The sequence below is a fragment of the Pseudonocardia sp. DSM 110487 genome, assembly GCF_019468565.1.
Lineage (GTDB): Bacteria > Actinomycetota > Actinomycetes > Mycobacteriales > Pseudonocardiaceae > Pseudonocardia.
Genome location: NZ_CP080521.1, coordinates 5,233,700 through 5,256,853 on the forward strand (window position 1 = coordinate 5,233,700; position 23,154 = coordinate 5,256,853).

The 23,154-nt window shown below is 73.1% G+C and carries 20 protein-coding genes and 1 riboswitch; of the genes, 9 read left to right on the forward strand and 11 right to left on the reverse strand.

Annotated elements, in window-relative coordinates:
- The first annotated feature begins 105 nt into the window (after positions 1 to 105).
- Complete coding sequence (locus K1T35_RS24490) at positions 106 to 903, forward strand: DUF427 domain-containing protein (RefSeq protein WP_220254033.1); 798 nt, start codon at positions 106 to 108, stop codon at positions 901 to 903.
- A 16-nt stretch (positions 904 to 919) separates the two neighbouring features.
- Here K1T35_RS24490 and K1T35_RS24495 read toward each other — a convergent pair whose 3' ends face one another.
- Together K1T35_RS24495 and coaA are read right to left on the reverse strand one after the other, a co-directional pair.
- Positions 920 to 1,393, reverse strand: a complete 474-nt coding sequence (locus K1T35_RS24495; protein WP_255620660.1) for a MarR family winged helix-turn-helix transcriptional regulator — start codon at positions 1,391 to 1,393, stop codon at positions 920 to 922.
- 51 nt (positions 1,394 to 1,444) lie between these two features.
- The gene (coaA, locus tag K1T35_RS24500) at positions 1,445 to 2,398 is read right to left on the reverse strand and encodes a type I pantothenate kinase (RefSeq protein ID WP_220262825.1); all 954 of its coding nucleotides are present in this window, start codon (positions 2,396 to 2,398) and stop codon (positions 1,445 to 1,447) included.
- A gap of 284 nt (positions 2,399 to 2,682) precedes the next feature.
- On the opposite strand from coaA, the gene K1T35_RS24505 reads away from it, so the two are divergent.
- The 3 genes from K1T35_RS24505 (at position 2,683) to K1T35_RS24515 (ending at position 6,308) form a co-directional block, all read left to right on the forward strand.
- Positions 2,683 to 4,005 carry a hemolysin family protein gene (locus K1T35_RS24505; RefSeq protein ID WP_220254034.1) on the forward strand — a complete coding sequence of 441 codons (1,323 nt, stop codon included), beginning with the start codon at positions 2,683 to 2,685 and terminating at the stop codon, positions 4,003 to 4,005.
- Positions 4,002 to 5,054, forward strand: a complete 1,053-nt coding sequence (locus K1T35_RS24510; RefSeq protein ID WP_220254035.1) for a hemolysin family protein — start codon at positions 4,002 to 4,004, stop codon at positions 5,052 to 5,054. The genes K1T35_RS24505 and K1T35_RS24510 overlap by 4 nt, the downstream gene beginning before the upstream one ends.
- 120 nt (positions 5,055 to 5,174) lie before the next feature.
- Entirely contained in the window at positions 5,175 to 6,308 is a 1,134-nt protein-coding gene (locus K1T35_RS24515) for a DUF4037 domain-containing protein (protein ID WP_255620661.1), read from the forward strand.
- Between the two features lie 196 nt (positions 6,309 to 6,504).
- On the opposite strand, the gene gcvP is transcribed toward K1T35_RS24515, so the two are convergent.
- The 9 genes from gcvP to K1T35_RS24560 form a co-directional block, all read right to left on the reverse strand.
- Positions 6,505 to 9,378 carry an aminomethyl-transferring glycine dehydrogenase gene (gene gcvP, locus K1T35_RS24520; protein WP_220254036.1) on the reverse strand — a complete coding sequence of 958 codons (2,874 nt, stop codon included), beginning with the start codon at positions 9,376 to 9,378 and terminating at the stop codon, positions 6,505 to 6,507.
- Positions 9,379 to 9,541: 163 nt separating this feature from the next.
- Positions 9,542 to 9,633, reverse strand: a riboswitch (glycine riboswitch).
- Between the two features lie 1,312 nt (positions 9,634 to 10,945).
- A complete protein-coding gene (locus K1T35_RS24525; protein WP_220254037.1) occupies positions 10,946 to 12,130 on the reverse strand; it encodes an NAD(P)/FAD-dependent oxidoreductase in 1,185 nt (394 codons plus the stop codon).
- Positions 12,127 to 12,993 (reverse strand): alpha/beta fold hydrolase, encoded by an 867-nt coding sequence (locus tag K1T35_RS24530; RefSeq protein ID WP_220254038.1) that lies wholly within the window; start codon positions 12,991 to 12,993, stop codon positions 12,127 to 12,129. Before K1T35_RS24530 ends, K1T35_RS24525 begins: the two co-directional genes overlap by 4 nt.
- 139 nt (positions 12,994 to 13,132) lie before the next feature.
- The gene (locus K1T35_RS24535; RefSeq protein WP_220254039.1) at positions 13,133 to 14,803 is read right to left on the reverse strand and encodes a helix-turn-helix transcriptional regulator; all 1,671 of its coding nucleotides are present in this window, start codon (positions 14,801 to 14,803) and stop codon (positions 13,133 to 13,135) included.
- 15 nt (positions 14,804 to 14,818) lie between these two features.
- On the reverse strand, positions 14,819 to 15,397 hold the full coding sequence (locus K1T35_RS24540; RefSeq protein ID WP_220254040.1) for a MerR family transcriptional regulator: 579 nt from the start codon (positions 15,395 to 15,397) through the stop codon (positions 14,819 to 14,821).
- A gap of 132 nt (positions 15,398 to 15,529) precedes the next feature.
- Positions 15,530 to 16,003, reverse strand: coding sequence for a bifunctional nuclease family protein (locus K1T35_RS24545; RefSeq protein ID WP_220254041.1), 474 nt, complete (start codon positions 16,001 to 16,003; stop codon positions 15,530 to 15,532).
- Between the two features lie 146 nt (positions 16,004 to 16,149).
- A complete protein-coding gene (gene garA / locus K1T35_RS24550) occupies positions 16,150 to 16,602 on the reverse strand; it encodes a glycogen accumulation regulator GarA (protein WP_220254042.1) in 453 nt (150 codons plus the stop codon).
- A 141-nt stretch (positions 16,603 to 16,743) separates the two neighbouring features.
- Positions 16,744 to 17,130 (reverse strand): glycine cleavage system protein GcvH, encoded by a 387-nt coding sequence (gene gcvH, locus K1T35_RS24555; RefSeq protein ID WP_220254043.1) that lies wholly within the window; start codon positions 17,128 to 17,130, stop codon positions 16,744 to 16,746.
- Positions 17,131 to 17,139: 9 nt separating this feature from the next.
- The gene (locus K1T35_RS24560; protein WP_255620662.1) at positions 17,140 to 17,793 is read right to left on the reverse strand and encodes a CDP-alcohol phosphatidyltransferase family protein; all 654 of its coding nucleotides are present in this window, start codon (positions 17,791 to 17,793) and stop codon (positions 17,140 to 17,142) included.
- A gap of 65 nt (positions 17,794 to 17,858) precedes the next feature.
- Here K1T35_RS24560 and K1T35_RS24565 point away from each other — a divergent pair, with 65 nt between their 5' ends.
- The 5 genes from K1T35_RS24565 (at position 17,859) to K1T35_RS24585 (ending at position 23,103) form a co-directional block, all read left to right on the forward strand.
- Entirely contained in the window at positions 17,859 to 18,362 is a 504-nt protein-coding gene (locus K1T35_RS24565) for an OsmC family protein (protein WP_220254044.1), read from the forward strand.
- Positions 18,359 to 19,939 (forward strand): acetolactate synthase large subunit, encoded by a 1,581-nt coding sequence (locus K1T35_RS24570; RefSeq protein WP_220254045.1) that lies wholly within the window; start codon positions 18,359 to 18,361, stop codon positions 19,937 to 19,939. The genes K1T35_RS24565 and K1T35_RS24570 overlap by 4 nt, the downstream gene beginning before the upstream one ends.
- Before the next feature lie 220 nt (positions 19,940 to 20,159).
- Complete coding sequence (locus K1T35_RS24575) at positions 20,160 to 21,092, forward strand: MEDS domain-containing protein (RefSeq protein ID WP_220254046.1); 933 nt, start codon at positions 20,160 to 20,162, stop codon at positions 21,090 to 21,092.
- Complete coding sequence (locus K1T35_RS24580) at positions 21,089 to 22,060, forward strand: ATP-binding protein (RefSeq protein WP_220254047.1); 972 nt, start codon at positions 21,089 to 21,091, stop codon at positions 22,058 to 22,060. Before K1T35_RS24575 ends, K1T35_RS24580 begins: the two co-directional genes overlap by 4 nt.
- A 245-nt stretch (positions 22,061 to 22,305) precedes the next feature.
- Complete coding sequence (locus tag K1T35_RS24585) at positions 22,306 to 23,103, forward strand: BTAD domain-containing putative transcriptional regulator (RefSeq protein WP_220254048.1); 798 nt, start codon at positions 22,306 to 22,308, stop codon at positions 23,101 to 23,103.
- The last annotated feature ends 51 nt before the right edge of the window (positions 23,104 to 23,154 follow it).

A 23,154-nucleotide genomic window follows, 5' to 3' on the forward strand; every position in this document is an offset into this window, starting at 1 on the left:
GCCGATCTCGGGGTGGTGGTCTCGATACGGGCCGGCGCTGGGGCGCCGGCCCTACTCGACCACCGGGGGCTGGAATGCGCGACCGCGCGGGGCGTTGGGAGTGGCATGGCTCTCACCCGTGCCGACGGTCCGCTGTCCGCGGCCGCGCCCGCCACCGTCAACTACCGGATCGACGGGCCGGCCCACAAGCTGCTCATGCACCCGTTCCCGCGCCGCGTGCGCGCCGAGTTCGCCGGCCGCACGGTGCTCGACACCCGCGGCGGCGTGCTCGTCCACGAGACGAACCTCCTCCCGCGGCTGTACGTGCCGGAGGAGGACATCGACCAGACCTTGTTCGTGCCCAGCGACCACACCACGCACTGCCCGTTCAAGGGCGACGCCACCTACCGCACGCTGCGCGTGGACGACCGGGTCGTCGAGAACGCGCTGTGGGCGTACCCGGACCCGCTGCCCGACGCGAAGTGGCTCGCCGGGTACGCGTCCCTCTACTGGGAGGCCGCCGACGCGTGGTTCGACGAGGACGAGCAGGTGTTCGCGCACCTCACCGACCCGTACACCCGCGTGGACGTGCGGCCCACGAGCCGGCACGTCCAGGTGCTCGCGGGCGACACCCTCGTCGCCGAGTCGCACCACCCGCTCGTGCTGAACGAGACCGGCCTGCCGGCCCGCTGGTACCTCGCCCCCGAGGACGTGCGCGTGCCACTGGAACCCACGGCAACCCGCACCCGCTGCCCGTACAAGGGCGAGGCGAGCTACTGGTCGGTGCGGCTGCCGGACGGCCGGGAGCTCACCGACGCCGTCTGGTCGTACCCGGAGCCGCTGCCGGAGTCCACCCGCATCGCCGGGCGGCTGAGCTTCCTGCACGAGGGCCTGACCGTCCTCGTGGACGGCGAACCCGAGTAGGGCCGGCGGGTGGACGTCAGTCGTCGTCCACCAGGAGCGCTTCGAGGGCGGGGAGCGCGGCGACGATCCGCTGCCGCTCCCCGTCACCGAGGCGGACGAGTCGGCGGGCCACCAGCGCGGTGCGGTGGCTGCGCACCTCGGCCAGCCGCGCGGCGCCCTCGTCGGACAGCACGATCTGCACTCCCCGCGCGTCGTGCGGGTCGGGGGTGCGGATCACCAGGCCCTGTTCGTCGAGCGCGGCGAGGACCCGGCTCATCGTCGGTGCGGTGACGGCCTCCCGGCGGGCGAGTTCGGACAGCCGCAGTGGGCCGTGTTGCTCCACCGTGACCAGCGCCGACAGCTGCAGCGGCGGGATCGACTCTCGTCCATCGATGCGAATGCGACGGTGCAGACGGCCGACGACGAGCCGCAGCCGAGCGGCGAGCTCGGTCAGCTCCTCGGTTGCCCCGGCCGGCCCGATGTGCTCGGTCTCCATGGACCCGGTGGTCATCGACACATGGTGCCAGGTGCCGTCAGAACACGTTCTCAGACCTTCCCCCCATCACACTTTCCGCAGCCTGATCCCGGTGACGTTGTGCTTCGGGCCCTTGCGCAGCACGAGCGAGGCACGCCCGCGGGTGGGAAGGATGTTGCGCTCCAGGTTGGGGCCGTTGATCTCGGCCCAGATGCTCTCGGCCCGCGCGGTCGCGCCTGCCTCGTCGAGCGCCGCGTACCGGCGGAAGTAGGACTCGGGGTTGCGGAACGCGGTCTCACGCAGCCGCAGGAAGCGCTCGACGTACCAGCGGCGGATGTCCTCGGTCGAGGCGTCCACGAACACCGAGAAGTCGATGAAGTCGCTCACCGCGAGCGCGGGTCCGCCCTCGCGCGACGGCTGGGCGGGCTGGAGCACGTTGAGTCCCTCCAGCAGCAGGATGTCCGGGCGGTGCACCGTGGAGCGCGCCCCTGGCACGATGTCGTAGGTCAGGTGCGAGTAGACGGGGGCCGACACCTCGGCCCGCCCCGCCTTGACCTCCGTGACGAACTCCAGCAGCGCCCGCCGGTCGTAGGACTCCGGGAACCCCTTGCGGGTCATCAACCCGCGCCGCTCCAGCTCCGCGTTGGGATGCAGGAACCCGTCGGTGGTGACGAGCGCCACGCGCGGGTGCTGCGGCCACCTGGCGAGCAGCAGCCGCATGAGCCGGGCGGTCGTGGACTTTCCCACTGACACCGACCCCGCGATCCCGATGACGAACGGCGTGCGCGCGGTCGTGGCGCCGAGGAACGTCCGGTAGGCGCGGTAGAGCCGCCCGCCCTCCTGCACGTGCAGGGTCAGCAGCCGCGACAGCGGCAGGTAGACCTCCCGCACCTCGTCGAGGTCGACCTCGTCACCCAGGCTGCGTACCTGGTCGAGCTCCTCCGCGGTGAGCGGGAGCGGCGTGTTCGCGCCGAGCCGGGCCCACGACTCACGGTCGAAGTCGACGAACGGCGACGAATCGTGGGATGTCTCCCCGTTCATCGCCTCTGGTCGGGCCCACGTCTCAGGCAACGCACCGATGCGAGTGCCGCTCATGACCCGTCAACCTAGATCCCGCGCGGCCGGATCGCCCCTCTTCGTGACCGGCGCGACTCCGGCGGGAACCGAAACCGGAGCGCACATACACTGAGCTCTCCGCTCCAGGAGGAACACGCCGTGCCCAGCGCGAGCCCCACCGAACCGGGCTGCAGTAGCCGGCCGGGTCCGACCCGGCTTCCCGTCACCTGCCCTGCTCGCTCCCCCGCCATCTCCCGGCGAGGCCCTGGATGACCGTCCTGCTCTCGGTCCTCGGCCTGGTCGCGGTCGCCGCCCTCACGCTCGGCACCGCGATCTCGGTGGCGTCGGAGTTCGCGCTCACCGCCCTGGAACGCAGCCAGGTCGACGCCCACGTCGCCGAGGTCGGGGACCGGCGCGCGAGGGCCGTGCAGCGGGCCCACCGCGGCCTGTCGTTCCAGCTGTCGGGCAGCCAGCTCGGCATCACGGTCACCACGCTGGTCACCGGCTACATCGCCGAGCCTGCCATCGCGACGCTGTTCCGGCCAGGTCTCGAGGCGATCGGGTTCTCCCCCGGCCTCGCCGCGGGCACCGCCACCGTGCTCTCCCTCCTGCTCGCCACGACCCTGTCGATGGTGTTCGGGGAGCTCGTGCCGAAGAACCTCGCCATCGCGGGGCCGCTGCGCACCGCCCGCGCCGTCGTCTGGCTGCAAAGCGGTTTCGCCCACGCGTTCCGGTGGCTCATCAACGGTCTCAACAGCGCCGCAAACTCGGTGGTGCGCAGGCTCGGGGTGGAGCCCGCCGAGGAGCTGCGATCGGCCCGATCGGCACGCGAGCTCAGCTCGCTCGTCCGCACGAGCGCGCAGCACGGCACGCTCGACGCGGGCACCGCCACGCTGCTGGATCGGTCCCTGCGCTTCACCGACCGGGTGGCAGAGGACCTCATGACACCGCGCGTCCGCGTGGAGTCGCTCGACGCCGACGCCACGGTCGCGGACATGGTGGCGCTCGCCCGGCGCACCGGCTTCTCCCGGTTCCCGGTGCACAACAGCGACCCGGACGCCGTGCTCGGCGTCGTGCACGTCAAGCAGGCATTCGGCGTCCAGCCCGCGCACCGCGGCTGCGTCACGGTGGGCGAGATGGTGCAAGAGGTGCCGACGGTGCCCGCGTCCCTGGACGGCGACGAGCTGCTCACGCGGCTGCGCAGTTCCGGGCTCCAGCTCGCCGTCGTGGTTGACGAGTACGGCGGCACGGCGGGCATCGTCACCCTCGAGGACCTCGTCGAGGAGATCGTCGGTGACGTCCGCGACGAGCACGACCGCGCCGAGCAGTCCACCGTGCGCCCGCTCGGCCGCGACAGCTGGCTGGTGTCGGGCCTCCTCCGCGACGACGAGGTGGCCGACGCCACCGGCTTCCAGATGCCCACCGGCGCGTACGAGACCCTCGCGGGCCTCGTGCTCACCCGGCTCGGGCGCATCCCCGACGTCGGCGACGAGATCACCGTGGACGGGTGGCGGCTGACGGTCATGCGGCGCGACCGCAACCGGATCGCCGAGCTGCGCCTGGCCCGGGCCGGCGCAGAGGAGGCGACATGACCTCCGACCTGCTGGCGCTGCTCGCCGCCGTCGCGCTGCTCGGGGCCAACGCGTTCTTCGTCGGCGCCGAGTTCTCGCTGATCTCCGCGCGGCGGGACCGCCTCGAGGCGATGGCCGCCGCGGGTACCGCGGCGGCCGGCACCGTGCTGCGCGCACACGCCGACCTGTCCCGGATGCTCGCGGCGTCGCAGCTGGGCATCACGATCAGCTCGCTTCTCCTCGGCAGGCTCGGCGAACCCGCCGTCGCCCACCTCATCGAGCGCCCACTGGGGTGGCTCGCCGTCCCCGAGGCGCTGCTGCACCCGATCGCGTTCACGATCTCCCTCGCGATCGTCGTGGTCGCGCACATCCTGCTCGGCGAGATGGTTCCCAAGAACATCGCCATCGCGGGGCCGGAGCGCACCGCGATCCTGCTGGTCCCGCCGTTCCTCGTCTTCACAACGGTGATGCGGCCGCTGATCGAGCTGTTCAACCTCATCGCCAACGGCGTGCTGCGGCTGCTGCGGGTGGAACCGCGCGACGAGCTGGAGTCGTCGTTCACGTCCGGCGAGCTCGCCGACCTCATCGCCGAATCCGGCCGTGAAGGCCTTCTCGACGACGACGAGTCGCGCCGGCTCACCCGCGCGCTCAGCTCAGCGGAGGCCACAGTGGCCGACGTGCTCGTCCCGGCCTCCGAGCTCGTGACGCTCCCGGCCGAGCCCACCGTCGGTGACGTCGCCCGCGCCGTCGCCGAAACCGGGTTCTCCCGCTTCCCCGTGCGCGCAGCGACCGGTGACCTCGCCGGCTACCTGCACGTCAAGGACATCCTCGACCTCGTCGACGACCCGGCGACCGCCGTACCGGGCCCTCGCGTGCGCACGCTGCCCGAGGTACCGACGTCCGTGCGGCTCGACGAGGCGCTCGCCGTGCTCCGCCGCGCGAGCGCTCACCTCGGCCGCGCCGTCGGCCCCCGCGGCGAGACCGCGGGCCTCGTGGCGATGGAGGACCTCGTCGAGCACTACGTGGGCGAGGTCCGCGACGCCACCCACGCCCGCGAACGGCGGGCCTGACCAGCCGTACCGGCCGCTCCCCCGGATCCGGCGGCGGCTCTGCGGTCGATGCCGTTCGAGATGGTCAATCTGTGATTGACCATCTGTAGGCGTCAATGATTCATTGACACAAGAATGGAGATGCCCGGATCAGGCCGGCTCGCCACCATGCCGGGGGTGTTCGTTCCCGGTCTGCAGCTCTGCCGCGCCTTCTACGCCGAAGCCGTCCGCCCGCTCCTCGGCGACGTCCCGCACTCCGGCGCCCGCATCGGCCCCGGCTCCGAGGTACTCGGCTTCGACACCCCGCGCTCGGCCGACCACGATTGGGGCCCGCGCCTCGAGGTCTTCGTCTCCCCCGCCGACGCCGCCCGCATCCCCGAATTGGACCGCAGGCTCGCCGAACACCTCCCCCGCACCTTCCACGGCTGGCCGACGCATTTCGCGCGCATCGAGGGCGACGGCTCCGGCCGCATGACCCCCACCGACGGCCCGGTCCGGCACCGGGTCGGGATCGCCACCCTCGACGGATGGTGCCGCGACCGGCTCGGCGTGACCTCCGGCACCGTCCTGCGCCCCACCGACTGGCTGACGCTGCCCACCCAGGCCCTCGCCGAGGTCACCGCGGGCGCCGTCTTCCACGACGGGCTCGGCGAGCTGGAGCCGCTCCGAGCCGCGCTGGCCTGGTACCCGCCCGACGCCTGGCGGTACGTGCTGGCCTGCCAGTGGCAGCGCATCTCGCAGGAGGAGGCGTTCGTGGGCCGCGCGGGCGAGGTCGGCGACGAGCTCGGCTCCGCGGTCGTCGCCGCCCGCATCGTCCGCGACCTCATGCGGCTGGCCCTGCTCCTGCACCGGCGCTACCCGCCGTACAGCAAATGGCTCGGCAGCGCGTTCGCCGCCCTCCCCCTCGCAACCGACCTCGACCCCGTCCTGCGCGGCGCCCTCCGCGCCACCACGTGGCGGGAGCGCGAGTGGCACCTCAGCACCGCCTACGAGGCCCTCGCGGCCGTCCAGAACGACGCCGGCCTCGCCGAACCGGTCGACCCCACGACCCGGCCCTACTTCGATCGCCCCTTCCAGGTCCTGAAGGCCGACCGCTTCGCCGACGCGCTCCTCGCCGCCGTCACGGACCCGGCGATCGCCGCGCTCCCCCGCGTCGGCGCCATCGACCAGCATGCCGACAACACCGACCTCCTCATCGATCCCCCGCGCAGGCAGGCCGTCGCGCACGCCGCCCTCTCCTCCGAGGTGGGCTCAATCCTCCCGGTCGTCGAGTAGCACCGGTCTAGTCGACCACCGGGAGCCGTCATCGAGTCGTTGGCATTTCGGAGGCGTCAATGATTCGTTGACAGCGGTGGTGGTGATCACATGTATCAGAACGCTGTCAGCGCCCTCCTTGCTGCGGACGGGTGGGGCGGAGGGGACCCGCCCGTCCGCTCCACCCTGTCCGCGGCAAGCCCGGATCAGGCCCTGCTCAGGAGGAGAACGCCTCCACCGGAGGGCAGCTGCACACCAGGTTCCGGTCGCCGTAGGCGCCCTCGATCCGGCGTACCGGCGGCCACACCTTTCGGTCGTGCACGCCCGGCGTCCCACCCATCGGGTACGCGGCGATCTCGCGCGAGTACGGGTGGTCCCACTTGTCGGCGAGGCAGGCGGCGGTGTGCGGGGCGCCGCGCAACGGGTTGTCGGTGGCGGGCCACTCCCCCGCGGCCACCCGCTCGATCTCCTGCCGGATGCCGATCATGGCGTCGACGAAGCGATCGATCTCGGCGAGGTCCTCGCTCTCCGTGGGTTCCACCATGAGCGTGCCCGCCACCGGGAACGACATGGTGGGCGCGTGGATGCCGTAGTCGGCCAGCCGCTTCGCGACGTCGTCGACCGTGACCCCGGTCTCCTTCGAGATCCCGCGCAGGTCGAGGATGCACTCGTGGGCCACATGTCCGTCGGCCCCCGCGTAGAGCACCGGGTAGTGGTCGCGCAGCCGCGCGGCCACGTAGTTGGCCGCCGCCACCGCGGTGAGCGTGGCCCGCCGCAGCCCGTCGAGGCCCATGAGCCGCACGTACGCCCACGAGATCGGCAGCACACCCGGGCTGCCGTGCGGCGCGGCGGACACCGCCCCCACCGTCCCGCGTCCGGGCAGGAACGGTGCCAGGTGCTCGGCCACCGCCACCGGCCCGACACCCGGCCCGCCGCCGCCGTGCGGGATGCAGAAGGTCTTGTGCAGGTTCAGGTGGCTGACGTCGCCGCCGAACGCCCCCGGCCGCGCCAGCCCGACCAGCGCGTTGAGGTTCGCGCCGTCGACGTAGACCTGCCCGCCCGCCGCGTGCACCGCGTCACACACGTCGCGGACGCGGGCCTCGTACACGCCGTGCGTGGACGGGTAGGTGATCATCAGCGCGGCGAGCGTCGGCCCGTGCTCGGCGATCTTGGCGTGCAGGTCGTCGAGGTCGATGTCGCCGGTCGGCGCGGTGGCCACCACGACCACGCGCATGCCGGCCATCACCGCCGACGCGGCGTTCGTGCCGTGCGCGCTCGCCGGGATCAGGCAGACGTCCCGGTGCCCCTCGCCGCGGCTGCGGTGGTAGGCCGCGATCGCGAGCAGACCGGCGAACTCGCCCTGGCTGCCCGCGTTGGGCTGAAGCGACACCGTCGCGTAGCCGGTGAGCTCTGCGAGCCACCGCTCCAGGTCGGCGATCAGCTCGAGGATGCCGGCCGCGTCGGCCTCGGGTGCGAACGGGTGCAGGTTCGCGAACTCCGGCCAGGTGATCGGCTCCATCTCGACGGCCGCGTTGAGCTTCATCGTGCAGGAGCCCAGCGGGATCATCGTGCGGTCCAGCGCGAGGTCGGCGTCGGCGAGGCGGCGCAGCCAGCGCATCAGCGAGGTCTCGCTGCGGTGCTCGTGGAACACCGGGTGCGTCAGGTACTCCGATGCGCGGCGCAGACCTGCGGGCAGCGCGTCGTCCGTGCTCGCGTCGAGCGCCGAAGCATCGGCCGACACCCCGAATGCCGACCACACCGCCTCCAGGTGCGCGACCGTGGTGACCTCGGAGCACGCGACACCGAGGGTGTCGGCGTCGATGTGGCGCAACGCGATCCCCGCGGCGTGCGCGGCGTCCGCCACCTCCTCCGCCCGGCCCGGCACCCGCGCCTGCACGGTGTCGAAGAACTCCCCGTGCCCGACCTCGACGCCCCCGGCGCGCAGCCCCGCGGCCAGCACCGCGGCCATCCGGTGGGCGCGCTGCGCGATCCGGCGCAGGCCGTCGGGGCCGTGGTACACGGCGTAGCAGGCGGCGACGACGGCGAGCAGCACCTGCGCGGTGCAGATGTTGGACGTGGCCTTCTCGCGGCGGATGTGCTGCTCACGGGTCTGCAGCGCCAGTCGCAGCGCCGGGTGGCCGTCGGCGTCCCTCGACATGCCGACCAGGCGCCCCGGCAGCTGCCGCGCGTGCCTCTGCTGCACGGACAGGTAGCCGGCGTGCGGCCCGCCGTACCCGAGCGGCACGCCGAACCGCTGGGTGCTGCCGACGACGGCGTCCGCGCCGAGCTCCCCTGGCGAGGTGAGCAGGGTGAGCGCCAGCAGGTCGGCGGCCACTGCCACCAGGCCGCCGCGCTCGTGGGCGGCCGCGATCAGCGCGGACGGGTCGCGGACGGCACCGGAGGCGCCCGGGTAGCTCAGGAGCAGGCCGAAGAACTCGCCGTCGGGCAGCCCGGCCTCGAGATCGGCCACCTCGAGCTCGATGCCCAAAGGCTCGGCCCGGGTGCGAAGCACCTCCAGGGTCTGCGGGAGCGTGTCGGCGTCCACGACGAAGCGTGGCGAGCGCACCTTCCCTGCACGCCGCAGCAGGGTCATCGCCTCGGCGGCCGCGGTGGCCTCGTCCAGCAGCGACGCGCCTGCCACGGGGAGTCCGGTGAGGTCGGCCACGACCGTCTGGAACGTCAGCAGCGCTTCGAGGCGGCCCTGGCTGATCTCCGGCTGGTACGGGGTGTACGCGGTGTACCAGGCCGGGTTCTCCAGCACGTTCCTGCGGATCACGGCAGGCGTGATGGTGCCTGCGTAGCCAAGGCCGATCATCGGGACGGTCACGGTGTTGCGCGCCGCGAGGGCCCGCAGCTCGGCGAGCACCTCGGTCTCGGTGGCCGCGGGTGGCAGCGTGGACGCGACCGGGCCCTGATCGCGGATGCTGTCGGGCACGGCCGCGGCGGCGAGCTCGTCGAGGGAGGAGGCGCCGATGGCCGCGAGCATGGTGTCGAGCTCAGCAGCGCGGGGCCCGATGTGGCGGTCGGCGAACGGGGTGCCGCGCTCCAGCTCGGAAAGACTGGGTCGGTCGGTCGCTTGTCGATCTGGCACGACGTCCTCCGGGGCAGCGCGGGCGAGCGGGCAGGGTGGAACCGCCCTCCCCCTCTGTCCCGCCCGGCGGCCGGGCACCTGAGAGATTCACCCTGATGCGCCTTCGGCACATCTGGGCTTTCCCCGTCGGCGGACGGGCATGCCCGTCGCTTTCCAGAGGCGTCTCACCCACGCGGTCCTGCTGCCTGAGAGGTTCCGGGGAGGAGTTGCTCCTTCGGCGCCCGGCCTTGACCGGGACTCTCCCGCACGAGATCGGCGACTACCGGGCAATGCTACCGCCGCGACCCGCCCGCGAACCGGCGGCTCGCGCAGCGCGAGCCACGATCACAGCTAGGAGGGGTGCCCCTGGGTGGCTGGTGTCTTTCGCGTGGCGGTCCGGCCTCCGGAGGTGGTCTTCGGTAGGGCCTCCGGTGGCGCCGCGCAGTGTGCGGGGCCGCCCCTCAGAGTTCACGGGTGGAACCGGCCGTGACCGGGGATGGTGCTGGCGCCGTGATCACCAGAAGTGGTGCCAGAGCGACGGATCTGACGTTCTGCCACCACTTCCGACGATCATGAGCCACGGTACGGGACGGCACCGGGAGATCCGTGAGACCGCCAGGAGGTCGGGGGTGCGGCCGGGTGCCGGACACTTTCATGGGCGCGCCGTTCCCGGCACCGGATAGCCCCCGGGCCGCACCACCAGCCCCCGGCTGCCGGCGTGCTCTCACCGGTTCACCTCAACCCCCTCACGATGGGGAGATGGCTGAGTGGGGTGCACTACCGAATCATGTGGTTGCTCGGGCGGCCGTCCCCGACGCGGGGGCACGCCCGTCCTCGACGAGACCACCGCGGTCTGGGTGCCACGCATCTGGCTGTGGTCCCGTCGGCGCCCCTGACCACGCCTGGAATCTGGGGGTGTGATCAGCCGAATCGGGACCTGGCCTGCACCCCTGCAGCTGATGTGTTTCGACCGAGCAGACACCCTGCAGCGGGTGCCCCGTTCCTGCTGATCACGGACCTGCGCGTAGGGCCCTGACCCTGGAGTGGTATCCACGAGAAGGGCTGGGCGGGGAGGGTCGGGACCACAGCCAGTCGCGTGGCACCCGGCAGGACGGTCTCGTCGCAACAGGCCTGTGCCCGCGTCGGGGACGGCCGCCCACGCAACCCCACTAATCGGTAGTGCACCCAACCCAGCCACCCCGGCAAGGCGACGGTCCAAGCAACCGGTGGAACCACGCCCGAAGCCCGGATCACGGGGCGGGCGCCGGGCCGCCCGGGCCGGGAACGGCGCGCCCACCGGCAGATGCCCGACCAGACCGACCCGACGGACCGACACGAGCGCCCCGACCGCCACGCGCCCGACCGGCGGCGGGCAAGATCCGAACTACCGGGTGCCCACGGCTGCCCCCACGACCATGAGCACCCGAAACTCCAGATCATGGACGCGAAGATCGCGAATGGCGGTTGTCCATGGCTGCCGACACAGCCATGAGCAACCGATACTTCGGATCATGGGCGCGGCCACCGCCGAACGGGACCAAGCAGCAGCGCCGAACACCCATGATCACAAAATCCGGCTGTAGGGCACCTAGGACGTGACCCCGAGGATGCGCCCCACGTTCTCGTCCGAGAAGAACTCGGCTGGCGAGGTCAGCCCGGCGGCAACCCGCACGAACCCGTTCATCGCCTCCTGGTCGGTGCTCGCGGCCGCGAGCAGCCTCTGCAGCTCGGGAGGGGGCGGTTCGAGGGACGCGACCTCGGCGGTGAACTCGTACATCGCCCCGACGTGCGCGTCGCGCGCGGCCTGGTAGTCGTGCAGCGCGTCGTCGAACGGCCGGTCCCCGGTGAGGGCCTCGTGGAGGGCGGCGGCGCACCGCTCGGCGTCCCGGAACGCGTCCTGGATCCCCTGCCCTGTGATGAAGTCCGTGTTGTACCCGGCGTCGCCGATGAGCGCCCATCCCGGCCCGTAGGGCTTCCGGAAGTAGTTCGGCACGGCCGTCCCCACGATGCGCGTCTCCCGCCGGGCGTCCCTCAGCCGCTCGGCGAAGGCGGGGACCGTGCCGATCGTGGCGAGATAGTTGCCCTCGAGGTCGGTCCGGTTCGCGGCGAACTCCCGGAACGGCCAGCCCGCGATCACGAGGGTCAGGTCGTCGTTCGTCGGCCACGCCGCGAACCCGCGGGCCGGGCGGTCGTAGGTCTCGAAGCGGCCGTCCATCGGCAGGCCGCTCCAGTAGGCGTAGTAGCCGCAGAGCAGCCGCGGCTTCTCCCGGTACTGCTCGGGCCGCACGGCGCGGGCCACGAGCGAGCGGAGCCCGTCGGCCCCGACGACCACGCGCGCCCGCTCGGTGACGCCGCCACCGCCCGCGTCGTGGCCGCGGATGCCGGTCACCCGGCCGTCCTCGACGAGGACCTCGGACACCGTGAACCGCTCCCGCACCTCGGCCCCCGCCGCCCTCGCGGCCTCGACCAGCACCGTGTCCAGCACGGTCCGCCGGGGGGCGAACGCGGTTCCGGGCGACCCGGTGATGGTGAACGGGCCGAAGTCGAAGACGTACGTGTCGATCGGCGGGCAGCCCGCGACCGCGCGGTCCAGCAGGCCCCAGCGCCGCAGTGCGGCCACGCCCGGCGCGTGCACTATGTGCGTCGAGAGCGTGTCGCTCGGGAAGCTCGCCCGGTCGACGACCAGCACGTCGTGTCCCGCGCGGGCCAGAAGCATCGCCGTCGGCGATCCCGCGCACCGCGCGCCGACCACGATCACGTCGTAGCCGTTCATCCGACAGCCACCGATGCCGTCGCCGCCCGCAGCGCGTCGAGGAACGCGTCGGGCCGGTCGAGCGGCGGGTCGTCACCCGCGTCCTCGATGACGTGCAGCGGCCAGCCGTAGCGGGCGCTCGCCTCCTCGGCGACGTGCAGCGGGGTCGCGAGGTCGTGACGTCCCCAGATCAACGCGGTGGGCACGGTGATCCCGGCCATCTCCTCCGGCGGGATCGGCACGGCGCCGAACTGCCCGATGAGGCTTCCGAGCGCCGCCTGCACCCCGGCGTCGCCCACCAGCTCGACCGCGTAGGCCGCGTACGCCTCCCACCGCGGCCCCAGCTGCTCCCGGACGCGGTCGAGGTCGAAGGCGCAGAACTCCATCACCCGGTGGTAGCTGTGGTCGGTCGGTTCGGCGAAGAAGCGCTGCAACGCGATCCAGAAGCGGGGATCGGGCCGGAAGGGCGCGAGCCCCAGGGTGTCGACGAGCACGAGCGCGGCGATCCGGTCGCCGTGCGCGGCCGCGAACCGCGCCGCGATCGCCCCGCCGGCCACCCTGCCGACCAGCACGGGTGGCTCGGGACACGTCTGTTCGACCAGCTCGGCGAGCCATCGCAGCACCTCCGCCGCGGCCAGCGGACCTCCGGCGGTCGGCGACGCTCCGTGGCCGGGCAGGTCGGGTGCGATCACGCGGTGGCTGTGGGTCAGCCGCGGGAGCACCGGGAGCCAGCCGGCCGCGAACTCGCCGGGGCCGTGCAACAGCACCATCGGCGGCCCCTCGCCGCCTTCGAGCACCGCGGTCGACACCCCCGCCACGTCCCGCCGGCACTCGGTGACCGGAAGCCCTGCCAGTAACAGCTCGCGCGCTGATGGCTCGTGCATCGCTCTCTCCCCGGAGTTCGTCGGTCCGGCGACGGTAGGGAGAGCGGGCGGACCGGGTCGTCGGGAGAAGGCCCCATCTCGAGCGGATGGGTAGTTCTGTGTAGCCCGGGGCTGGGCGCCGCCGCCTGCACCAGGAGTTCTAGACGAGCGCGTGCTCGTAGGCGTACGCGGTGGCCGCGGCGCGGGACGACACGCCGAGCTTGGTGAAGATGTTGCTCACGTGCCGCGCCACAGTCTTCTCGCTGAGGAACAGCTCGGCCGCCACCGCGCGGTTGGTCATGCCGGTCGCGACCAGACGCAGCACCTGCACCTCGCGGGCGGTCAGCGGACCGGCCCCACCCGCCTGCGGCCCCGCCCGCATGAAGGCCCGCACCCGGGTGACGTCCGGCACGGCGCCGAGCTGCTCGAACACCAGGCGCGCGGCGTCGAATTCCATGTCCGCCGAGTCGGGGTCCTCGAGCTCGCGGCACGCGAGTCCCATGAGGACGCGGACGCGCGCCGCCTCGTACGGCGCGTCGAGGTCCTGCCATGCGCGCCACGCCCGGCGCAGCACCTCCGCGGCATCGGGATCGTGCTCGGCGACGCGGATTGCGCCGGTCGCGTGCAGGGCCATCGCCCGCAACAGCAGAGCACCGACGTGGTCTGCGATCGCAACCAGCTCGTGGACGCCTGCCCGCGCCGCGACGAGGTCTCCTGCGGCGATCATGACCTCGACGTTCGCCGCGAGCAGGCGGGACCGGACCGCGGCCGGCGGCGCGGGCTCGATGCCCGCCGGCCGCGGCGCCACGAACCCGACGGCACCCTCCAGCGCACGGCGCAGCATCGCCGCGGCGGCGTCCACATGGCCCTGCGCCATCCGCAGCAGGGCCATGCCCGGCTGCGGTTGCGGGATCCAGCGGCTCGCCTGCCGGTATGCGTCCTCCGCCTGCCCGAACTCCCCGCGCAGCCGGTGCACCTCGGCGAGCTGGTAGAACGCCGCGCCGGCGGCGGGCCGGCCGGCCAGGCTCTCGCACGCCCGGCGCGCCTCGTCGAGGGCGTCGGCCCACACGCCCTGCACGAGCATGATCTCGGACCGGTGGACCATGCACTGGCCGCGGTAGGGCACCAGGTCCGGCTGCGCCTCGCACCAGCGGGTGAGCGCCACCGTCCATTCCCGGGCCCGGCGCAGGTCGAGGGCCTCCTGGCACGTCTCGATCACGGCGCAGTAGACGATCCCGGCGAAGATCGGCGAGACCTCGTCAGCGGTGACCGCGACCATCACCTCGTCGAGCAGCGCGAGCGCCGGCGTGATTCGGCCCGCGGCCACCAGCGCCTGGCCCACGCCGAGCCTCCCCAACGCCAGCAGGTCGAGATCGCTGAACCGTTCGGCGATCGCGGCCGCCTCGGCGGACGCGGCTTCCGCCGATGCGGGGTCACCCTCGACCAGATGCTCAAATGCCGCCGGCACGAGCAGGTACCCGCGCTCCGCGCAATCCCCGCCCCGATGGTCGAGCAGGCGTCGCGCGCGGGTGAGCCAGCCGCCGCTGCGGGCGGCCTCGCCGCGCAACAGCAGCAGGATGGCCAGCCGGAGCGCGTACCGCGCCGCGCGGGCCGGGTCGCCGTCCGCGCATTCCCGGCATGCGCGCGCGGACAGGTCGTCCCCTACGTCGTCGTGACCGGTCAGGTAGGCCGTGGTCACCCACAGCTCGAGGTCGTCCGCCTCCAGCGGCGACTCCCGGTCCGCCGAGGACAGCAGCGCGTACGCGTCCGCCCAATCCCGGAGCCGGTACGCACAGCGACCCCGCTCCCGCAGGTCCGCGCTCTCGGCCATCGGACCCGGTGGAGGTCAGCTGATGGCGCGCCGCGCCCTGCGCCGGGACAGCTCGTCCTCCGGCGAGTCGTCGACGCTGCCGCCGTCGGCCCGCTCCACCGGGAAGTCCTTGATGGAGCCGCTGATCTCCTTCATGGCGCCGCCGACCGCGATGCCGAACACGCCCTGGCCGCCGCGCAGCAGGTCGACGACCTCCTCGGGCGAGGCGCATTCGTAGACGGTGGTGCCGTCGCTGAACAGCGTGATGCCGGCCAGGTCCCGGATGCCGCGCCGGCGCAGGTGCTCGACGGCCACGCGGATGTTCTGCAGCGACACACCGGCGTCCAGCAGTCGCTTGACGACCTTCAGGACGAGCACGTCCTTGAAGGAGTACAGCCGCTGCGACCCGGAGCCCGCAGCGCCGCGGATCGACGGGACGACGAGGCCGGTGCGCGCCCAGTAGTCGAGCTGCCGGTAGGTGATACCGACGACCTGGCAGGCGGTAGGCCCGCGGAAGCCGACGAGCTGATCGGGCAGGCCTTCGAAACCTTCTCCGAGCAGCGGGTCGGGGAAGAGCTCGCCCTGCTCGGGCGCGCCGTACGGCGGCTGCTCCACCGAACTCCTTCCGCCGGTGCCCGGCTCCGACCACCGGGGGGTCTGTCGGAGCCGACGGGCTTAAGAGACATCCGACGATATGAGCCTGGGAGCGCCCGGTCAACGCGGCGCGCCGCCGGTGGTGGGGCGGGGCTAGGGCTGGGCGCCCCTGAAGTCCTCCGGCGAGATCGAGTCGAGGAACTCGCGGAACTTCTCGACCTCGTCCTCCTGCTCGTCCGGGATGATCAGCCCGGCCTCGGCGAGCACGCTCTCCTCGGCGTGGATCGGCACCCCGATCCGCAGCGCGAGCGCCACCGAGTCGCTCGGGCGCGCCGACACCGTGATGCCGCCGTCGAACACCAGCTCCGCGTAGAAGGTGCCTTCCTGCAGGTCGGTGATCCGGACCTGCTCGAGGCGGCGCCCCAGCGCGTTGATCACGTCCTTCAGCAGGTCGTGGGTGAGCGGCCGGGCGGGCTTGACGCCCTGCTGCTCCAGCGCGATGGCGGTGGCCTCCACCGATCCGATCCAGATCGGCAGGTAACGATCACCCGAGGTCTCCCGCAACAAGAGGATCGGCTGGTTGGCGGGCAGTTCGACCCGTACCCCCACGACGCGCATCTCGCTCATCGCACTGCTCCTCCTCGCGATCCTGCGCTTCCCGACGCTACACGGCGCACCCTGCCGGCGCCCGACTCCGGACGGGTCGCGACGCGAGGTTCGGCGGGCGGACCGGAGCTAGTGGACCACCGGTGCTTCCCGCCCGGCGGGCGGCACTAGTGCCTCGCCCCGGACTCGCGCGGCCCGGTGAGGAACACCAGACGGAACTTCCCGATCTGCACCTCGTCACCGTTCGCCAGCACGGCGGTGTCCACCGGCTCCCGGTTGACGTAGGTGCCGTTCAGGCTGCCGACGTCCACGACGACGAACTCGCCTGCGTCGCTGCGGAACTCCGCGTGGCGGCGCGAGACGGTGACGTCGTCGAGGAAGATGTCGCTGTCGGGGTGGCGCCCCGCGCTCGTGGACGGCCGGTCGAGCAGGAAGCGCGAGCCCGCGTTGGGGCCGCGCTTGACCACCAGCAGGGCGGAGCCGGCCGGTAGCGACTCGACACCGGAGACCGGCTGGTCCTTGGCCGTGGGCTCGGCTTCGGAGAGGAAGTCCGCACGGAAGACCGAGGTGGTCTCCGGGGAGCGCTCCGGGGGCACGCCGGGCCCGTCGTTCGTGGTCACCTCGGGGTCTCCTCCTGATGGTGGGCGGGGTCTAGTGCCCTGTTCTTCACGTGCAGTAAGTGTGACGCGGTACGGGCTGACGCGCGCGCCGGCGCCGGATCTCGCAAACCTACCGTGCGGCAGTGGGACCGGGTGGTGCGGTCAGCTCCCGGTGAGCTGCTGGTAGGCGGCCGCGTCGAGCAGGTCGTCCGGTATGCCGGGTACGTCGCCCGCGAGCCGGACCTCGATCATCCAGCCCGCCTCGTACGGACCGGAGTTGACCAGCTCGGGATTGGCGTCGAGGGCGTCGTTGACGGCCGCGACCGTGCCCGCGACGGGCGAGTAGATGTCCGACACCGACTTCGTGGACTCGACCTCGCCAACGGCCGCCCCTGCCGTGACCTCGTCGCCGACGGCGGGCAGCTGCACGAAGACGACGTCGCCGAGCTGGGACTGGGCGTGGTCGGTGATACCGATCCGGACCACCCCGTCCCCCAGGTCGCGCACCCACTCGTGGGCTTCGGTGTAGCGGAGGTCCTCGGGGATCACGCGGGAAGACTAGTCCTCGTGCCGGAGGCCGCCCGCGACCCCCGCCCGATCAACCGGTGTGCGCAGCGCGCGGACGAACTGCGCCATGTAGAGGGCACCCGTGTACAGGTAGAGCGTGGTGCCCCACACCGCGAACGCGTAGGCGAACGGCCGGGCGAGGTCGGCGAACCACCCCTGCGCCTGCGCGGCGAGCAGCAGCGGGAACGCGTACAACAGCAGGAACGTGGCGCCCTTGCCGAGGTAGGTCACCTGATACGGCCCGTAACCGCGGGCGCGCAGCACCGGCAGCGTCGCGGCGAGCACGAGGTCGCGGGCCACGAGCGCGATCACCGCCCACCACGGCACGACGTCGCGCACGCCCAGCGCCACCAGCGCGGCGAGGATGTACAGCCGGTCGACCGCGGGGTCCAGTAGCGCGCCGAGCGCGCTGTACTGGTCGAGCAGCCGGGCGAGCTTGCCGTCGAGCCAGTCGGTGATGCCGCCCAGTGCCAGCACGACCACCGCCCAGATGTCCGCGCCCCACGCCGCGCCGCCTGGCACCAGCAGGAGGTACAGGAACACCGGCACCCCGGCCAGCCGCACCACGCTGAGCAGGTTGGGCACCGTGAGCACCCTGCCGCGGCGGACCTCGGCCCACACGCTGCTCAGCGACAGTTCGACCACGCGCCGAGCCTACTGACCCCACCCGCCACATCGCGCCTCACGACGGCGCGGGGCACGATGCAGCGATGGACGCCACGACCCTCAGAGAGCTGCAGACCCCGCTCAAGGAGCGGTACCGGGAGGACCCGGCCGCCGCGGTCGTCACGCTCACCGCGGACGGCGAGCTGGACGGCACCGGCGTGGCCTGCCGCGTGCGCACGGCGACCGCGCTCGCCGAGGCCGGCCTGCACCCCGCCACCGGGGGCGACGGCACCCAGCTGTGCTCCGGCGACATGCTGCTCGAGGCGCTCGTCGCCTGCGCGGGCGTCACGCTGCGGGCCGTGGCCACGTCGCTCGGGCTGGCGACATCCGGCAGCGTGCACGCCGAAGGCGATCTGGACTTCCGCGGCACGCTCGGCGTCGACAGGGAGGCCCCGGTCGGATTCCGCGAGATCCGGCTGAGGTTCGACCTCGACACGGGAGCGAACGAGGACGAGGTCGCCACCCTGATCCGGCTCACCGAGCGCTATTGCGTGGTGCTGCAGACCCTCAAATCCTCCCCCGCCACGTCGGTGAGCGTGCAGGCGTGATCGGCGCCCACGCGCTCCTGCGGTCACTGCTCGCGAGCGGGGTCGACACCTGCTTCGCCAACCCCGGCACCTCCGAGATGCACTTCGTCGCCGCGCTCGACGGCGTGCCGGAGATGCGGGCGGTGCTCACCCTGTTCGAGGGCGTCGCCACCGGCGCGGCCGACGGCTACGCCCGGATGGCCGAGCGCCCCGCCGCCACGCTGCTGCACCTCGGCCCCGGCCTCGGCAACGGACTGGCCAACCTGCACAACGCCCGCAGGGCGGGCACGCCCGTCGTCAACGTCGTCGGCGACCACGCCACGACCCACGCGAAGTACGACGCGCCGCTGCAGTCCGACATCGCCGCGATCGCGGGCGCGGTGTCCGGATGGGTGCGCGAGAGCACCCTCACCGCCGAGATCGGCGCCGACGCGGCGGCGGCGGTCGCCGCGGCCATGGCCGGGCAGGTCGCGACGCTCGTGCTGCCCGCCGACGTGAGCTGGAGCGAGGGGGGTGAAACCGCGCCCGGGCCGGATCCGGTCGCGGCCGCGCCCCAGGCCGGCCCGGACGCGATCCGGGAGGTCGCCGCCGCGCTCACATCGGGGGAACAGTGCGTGCTGCTCGTCGGCGGGGACGCCACTCGCGCCGCAGGCCTCGCCGCCGCGGACCGGATCGCCGCCGCCACCGGGGCGCGGGTGCTCGCCGAGACGTTCCCCACCCGCCTCGAGCGGGGTGCCGGCGTCGCGCCGGTCGACCGGCTGGGCTACGTCGTCGACGTGGCCGTGGGGCAACTCTCGGGCGCACGCCACCTCGTGCTGGCCGGGGCGCGCTCGCCGGTGTCGTTCTTCGCCTACCCCGGGAAGGCCTCCGACCTCGTGCCTGCGGGCTGTCACGTCCACGCCCTCGCCCCGCGCGAGGGCGCCGTCACCGGTGGGACCGCCACCGCCGCACTCGAGGAGCTGGCCGACCTGCTCGCCCCCGGCACCGCAGCGCGGCCGGCCCCCGCCGCCCGGCCGGGGCTCCCCACCGGCGCCCTGACCGTCGAGAGCGCCGCCGCGGTGGTCGGCGCCCTGCTGCCGGAGGGGGCCATCGTCGTGGACGAGTCGGTGACCTCCGGTCTCGGCCTCCCCGCGGTCACGGCGGGTGCCCCGCGCCACGACTGGCTCACGCTCACCGGCGGCTCGATCGGCTACGGCCTCCCGGCCGCCACCGGGGCCGCGGTGGCCTGCCCCGACCGGCCCGTGTGGTGCCTGCAGGCCGACGGCAGCGCGATGTACACCATCTCGGCGCTGTGGACGCAGGCCCGCGAGGGACTCGACGTGACCACGGTCGTCTATCACAACAGCGCATACGCCATCCTCCGCATGGAGCTGCTGCAGACGGGGGCCGCGGCGCACCTCGCAGGCGACGGAGCACGGGCCAGGGCGCTACTCGACCTCGGCAGGCCCGAGCTCGACTTCGTGGCGCTCGCCGCCGGCATGGGCGTGCCCGGCGAGCGCGTCACCACCGCGGAGGAGCTCGCCGCCGCGCTGCGCCGCGCCGCTGCGGAACCGGGGCCGCACCTCATCGAGGCGATGGTGCCGCCACTCGTGCCCTGATCTGCTGTTTCAGGTTCCCGCGGCGTCCGCTCATCGCGGCGATCACGCGGTTCGTCGTTCCCGCCCGACCGGCGGGCCCACCGCTCGACCCGCCGACGTACAGTGTCCTCCGCGTGACGCTGTGTTCGAGTGATGCCGTGTTCGATCGGGTGACCTGCTCGGTCGGAGCCTGTGTTCGATCCGACACCGATGCCCCAGTTCGCTCGTCCCGGGATGCGTGATGACGACAACGGTCGAGGACTGCCGGTCCGTCGACCATGCCATCGCGGTCCCGGTGAGCGACGAGCAGCTGTGGCAGGTCTCCGCCGAGTTCCTCGCCCACGGCCTCGTCCGCGGTGAGCACGTCATCTACTTCGACGACGGCTCATCCGACCGGGTTCTGGAGCGCATGACCGACGACGGCGTCGCTGTCGCGGGGCCGCTGCGCGAGGGCCGGTTCACCATCGTCCCGAGTGACCACCACACCTCGCCCCACGAGGTCGCGGAGACGGTGCGCGCCACGGTCGACGCCGCCCTCGCCGCGGGTTACCCGGCCGTGCGCATCACCGGCCGGCTCACCTTCGTGGAGCGGCACGCCGCCGGCGGGTACGACATGGCCGACTACGACCGGGTCATCGAGGAGGTCGTCCGCCACCGGCCGGCGCACGTCCTGTGCATCTACGACCGCGCCCGCTACTCCGAGGAGGTCTTGGAGGTGATGCGGGCGGCACACCGCACCGAGGTGGTCGCCCCCGCGATCTACGACGACGGCCTGCTCCGGATCACCGCCATCGGCCCCGGTGCCGCCCGCGTCGCGGGCGAGTGCGACCACAGCAACCGGCCACGCATCCGCAGCTTCCTCGAGGCTGCCCTCGACAGGGCGCTGCGCCAGCCGGAGGCCCCTGCCGACATCACCCTCGACCTGTCGTCGCTGCGCTTCCTCGACGTCGCGGGCGCCGTCGGGCTCGTCCACGCCGCTGAGGAGTTCCCCAACGCCCACCGGCTGGTCCTCACCGGTGTCCGGCCTCGGGTGCAGCGCGTCCTCGACCGGTGCGGGGCACCGTTCGCCACCCAGCTCGACGTGCGCGCACGCAACGACCTGCCTCCCGTCGACAGACCTCCGGCCGACCAGTTGCCCACCGACCGGCCCTTCCAGGAGCAGACGCCGGCATGAGGATCGAGACCACCCGCTCGGCCAACGCGGTCCGCCTCGAGCACGCCGCAGGCTTCCACGGCTCCACCACGGAGCTCCTCGACCAGCTCGTCCCGCTCGCGGAGCAGGCCCTCGAACGCGACGAACCCCTCGCGATCGCGCTGCAGCCCGCCACGGAACACGCCGTTGCCGACCGGCTCGGCGGTCGGCTCGCCTCCGCGGACGGGCTGGTCCACCTGCGGCGCCCGGACAGCGGCCCCGCGGGCGCGTCGGCCCAGACGCTCGCCGCGGGGTGGGCCCTCGAGCTCCGCGCGCTGAGCGTCGCGACGGCCCGCCCGGTCACGGTCCTCAACGAGCACGCCGCCGACCTCGACGGCGCCGATGGCCGGTTCTGGACCGAGCTCGACGCGGCCCTCAACGTCGCGCTCGCCGACCTGCCGGTGCGCATCACGTGCTTCTACCCGGAGCTCCCACTCCACCTGGAGATCCTCGACGGCGCCCGGCGCAACCACCCGCTCCTGCTCGCCGACGGCGAGCTGCGCCACAACCCCGGGCACCACGACCCGCGCGCCGTCCTCACCGCGCGGCCCGCCGCCCGGCCGCCCCTGCTCGGCCCACCGGACGTGCGGCTGTCGTTCAGCGCATGGCAGCTCCACGACGTGCGCACCAGCGTCGAGCGGGCGCTCACCGGGCGCGGCTACGAGCGCGAACGCCTCGAGGACATCGTCCTCGCCGTCAACGAACTGGCCACCAACGCGGTGGAGCACGGCACGCCAGAGGCGCAGCTGTCGCTGTGGACGGGCGAGCACGGGCTGCTGTGCGAGATCGACGACGGCGGCACCCTGCGCGACCCGTTGCCCGGGCTACAGGCCCCGCACCCGGCCGAGCCCCGCGGGCGGGGAGTCTGGATCGCCCGGCAGCTGTGCGACTCGCTCCACGTGTGGGCAGACGCCCGAGGAACCCACGTTCGGGTGCACGCCACCCCATGAGTAAGATGCCTGATGACTCGCACGTCACCCGGACGGCCGCAGAGCAGCCGGAAGTGTGACGAACATGCCCCTTGGCAACGCGGTCGCTCGGGAGAACACTCTTTCGCGGACTCGGGCGCTGTCGTGCTGCCGACGGGTCCCCGCGAGCTCCATCCGGGCACTCCACACATGGGACGATCATGTCTGACGATCAGCGACGATCTCGCACGACTCAGGCGCACCCAGGCGCCCGGCACGCGGTACGCGTGCTGGGGTCCTTCACGCTCGTCGCGGACGGCAACCCCGTCCCGCTCGGGGTCGATTCGCGAAGGCTGGTCGCCTACCTCGCCGTGCACCCGCGGCCGCAAGAGCGCGCCATGCTCGCCGCCGACCTCTGGCCCGGCGTCCCCGCCGCTGCGGCGCAGCGCCTCCTCGCCGAGGCGGCCACCGGGGTCGGCGTACCCACGCTCTTCACCGACGGTGACCTCACCGGCCCGCTCTCGCTCGCCGCCGACGTGCAGGTCGACCTCGCCGACGCGCTCGGTCTCGTACGGGCGCTCCCCGAGATCCCGGCCACCGACAGCCCCGACATCGGGCTGCTGTCGGCCGACATCCTGCCCGGCTGGACCGCCGCCTGGATCGTCATCGAACGCGAGCGGTTCCGCCAGCTGCGGCTGCACGCCCTCGAGGAGCGCAGCCTCCGCCTGTCCGCCGCCGGCAGGCACGCCGCCGCCGTCGCGCTCGCCGAGATGGCGGTGCGTGCCGCACCGAGCCGCGAGAGCGCCCGCAGGGCCCTCATCGAGGCCCACCTCGCACAGGGCAACATCGCAGCGGCCGTCGCCGAGTACGACGCGTACGAAGAGCTGCTGCGCTCCAGCGTCGGCGGGCCCGCCTCCAGTGGCCTCGACGCGCTCTTCCCGCCGTCGCCGGTGTGGCCGGTGCTGCGCGCCCGCCACCCGATGCCCCGCTCGGCCGTCCAGTTGCCTGGGCTGCGTGCGGTCCGCGGCGCGGCAGGCGGCACCCGCAGGCTCGTGTCGGGTGGCGGGGCGTCCCGCCCCTACTGACAGCACTGACCGCCATTTCCGGTGTTCGGAGCCCGGATGGTCGGGTACCCG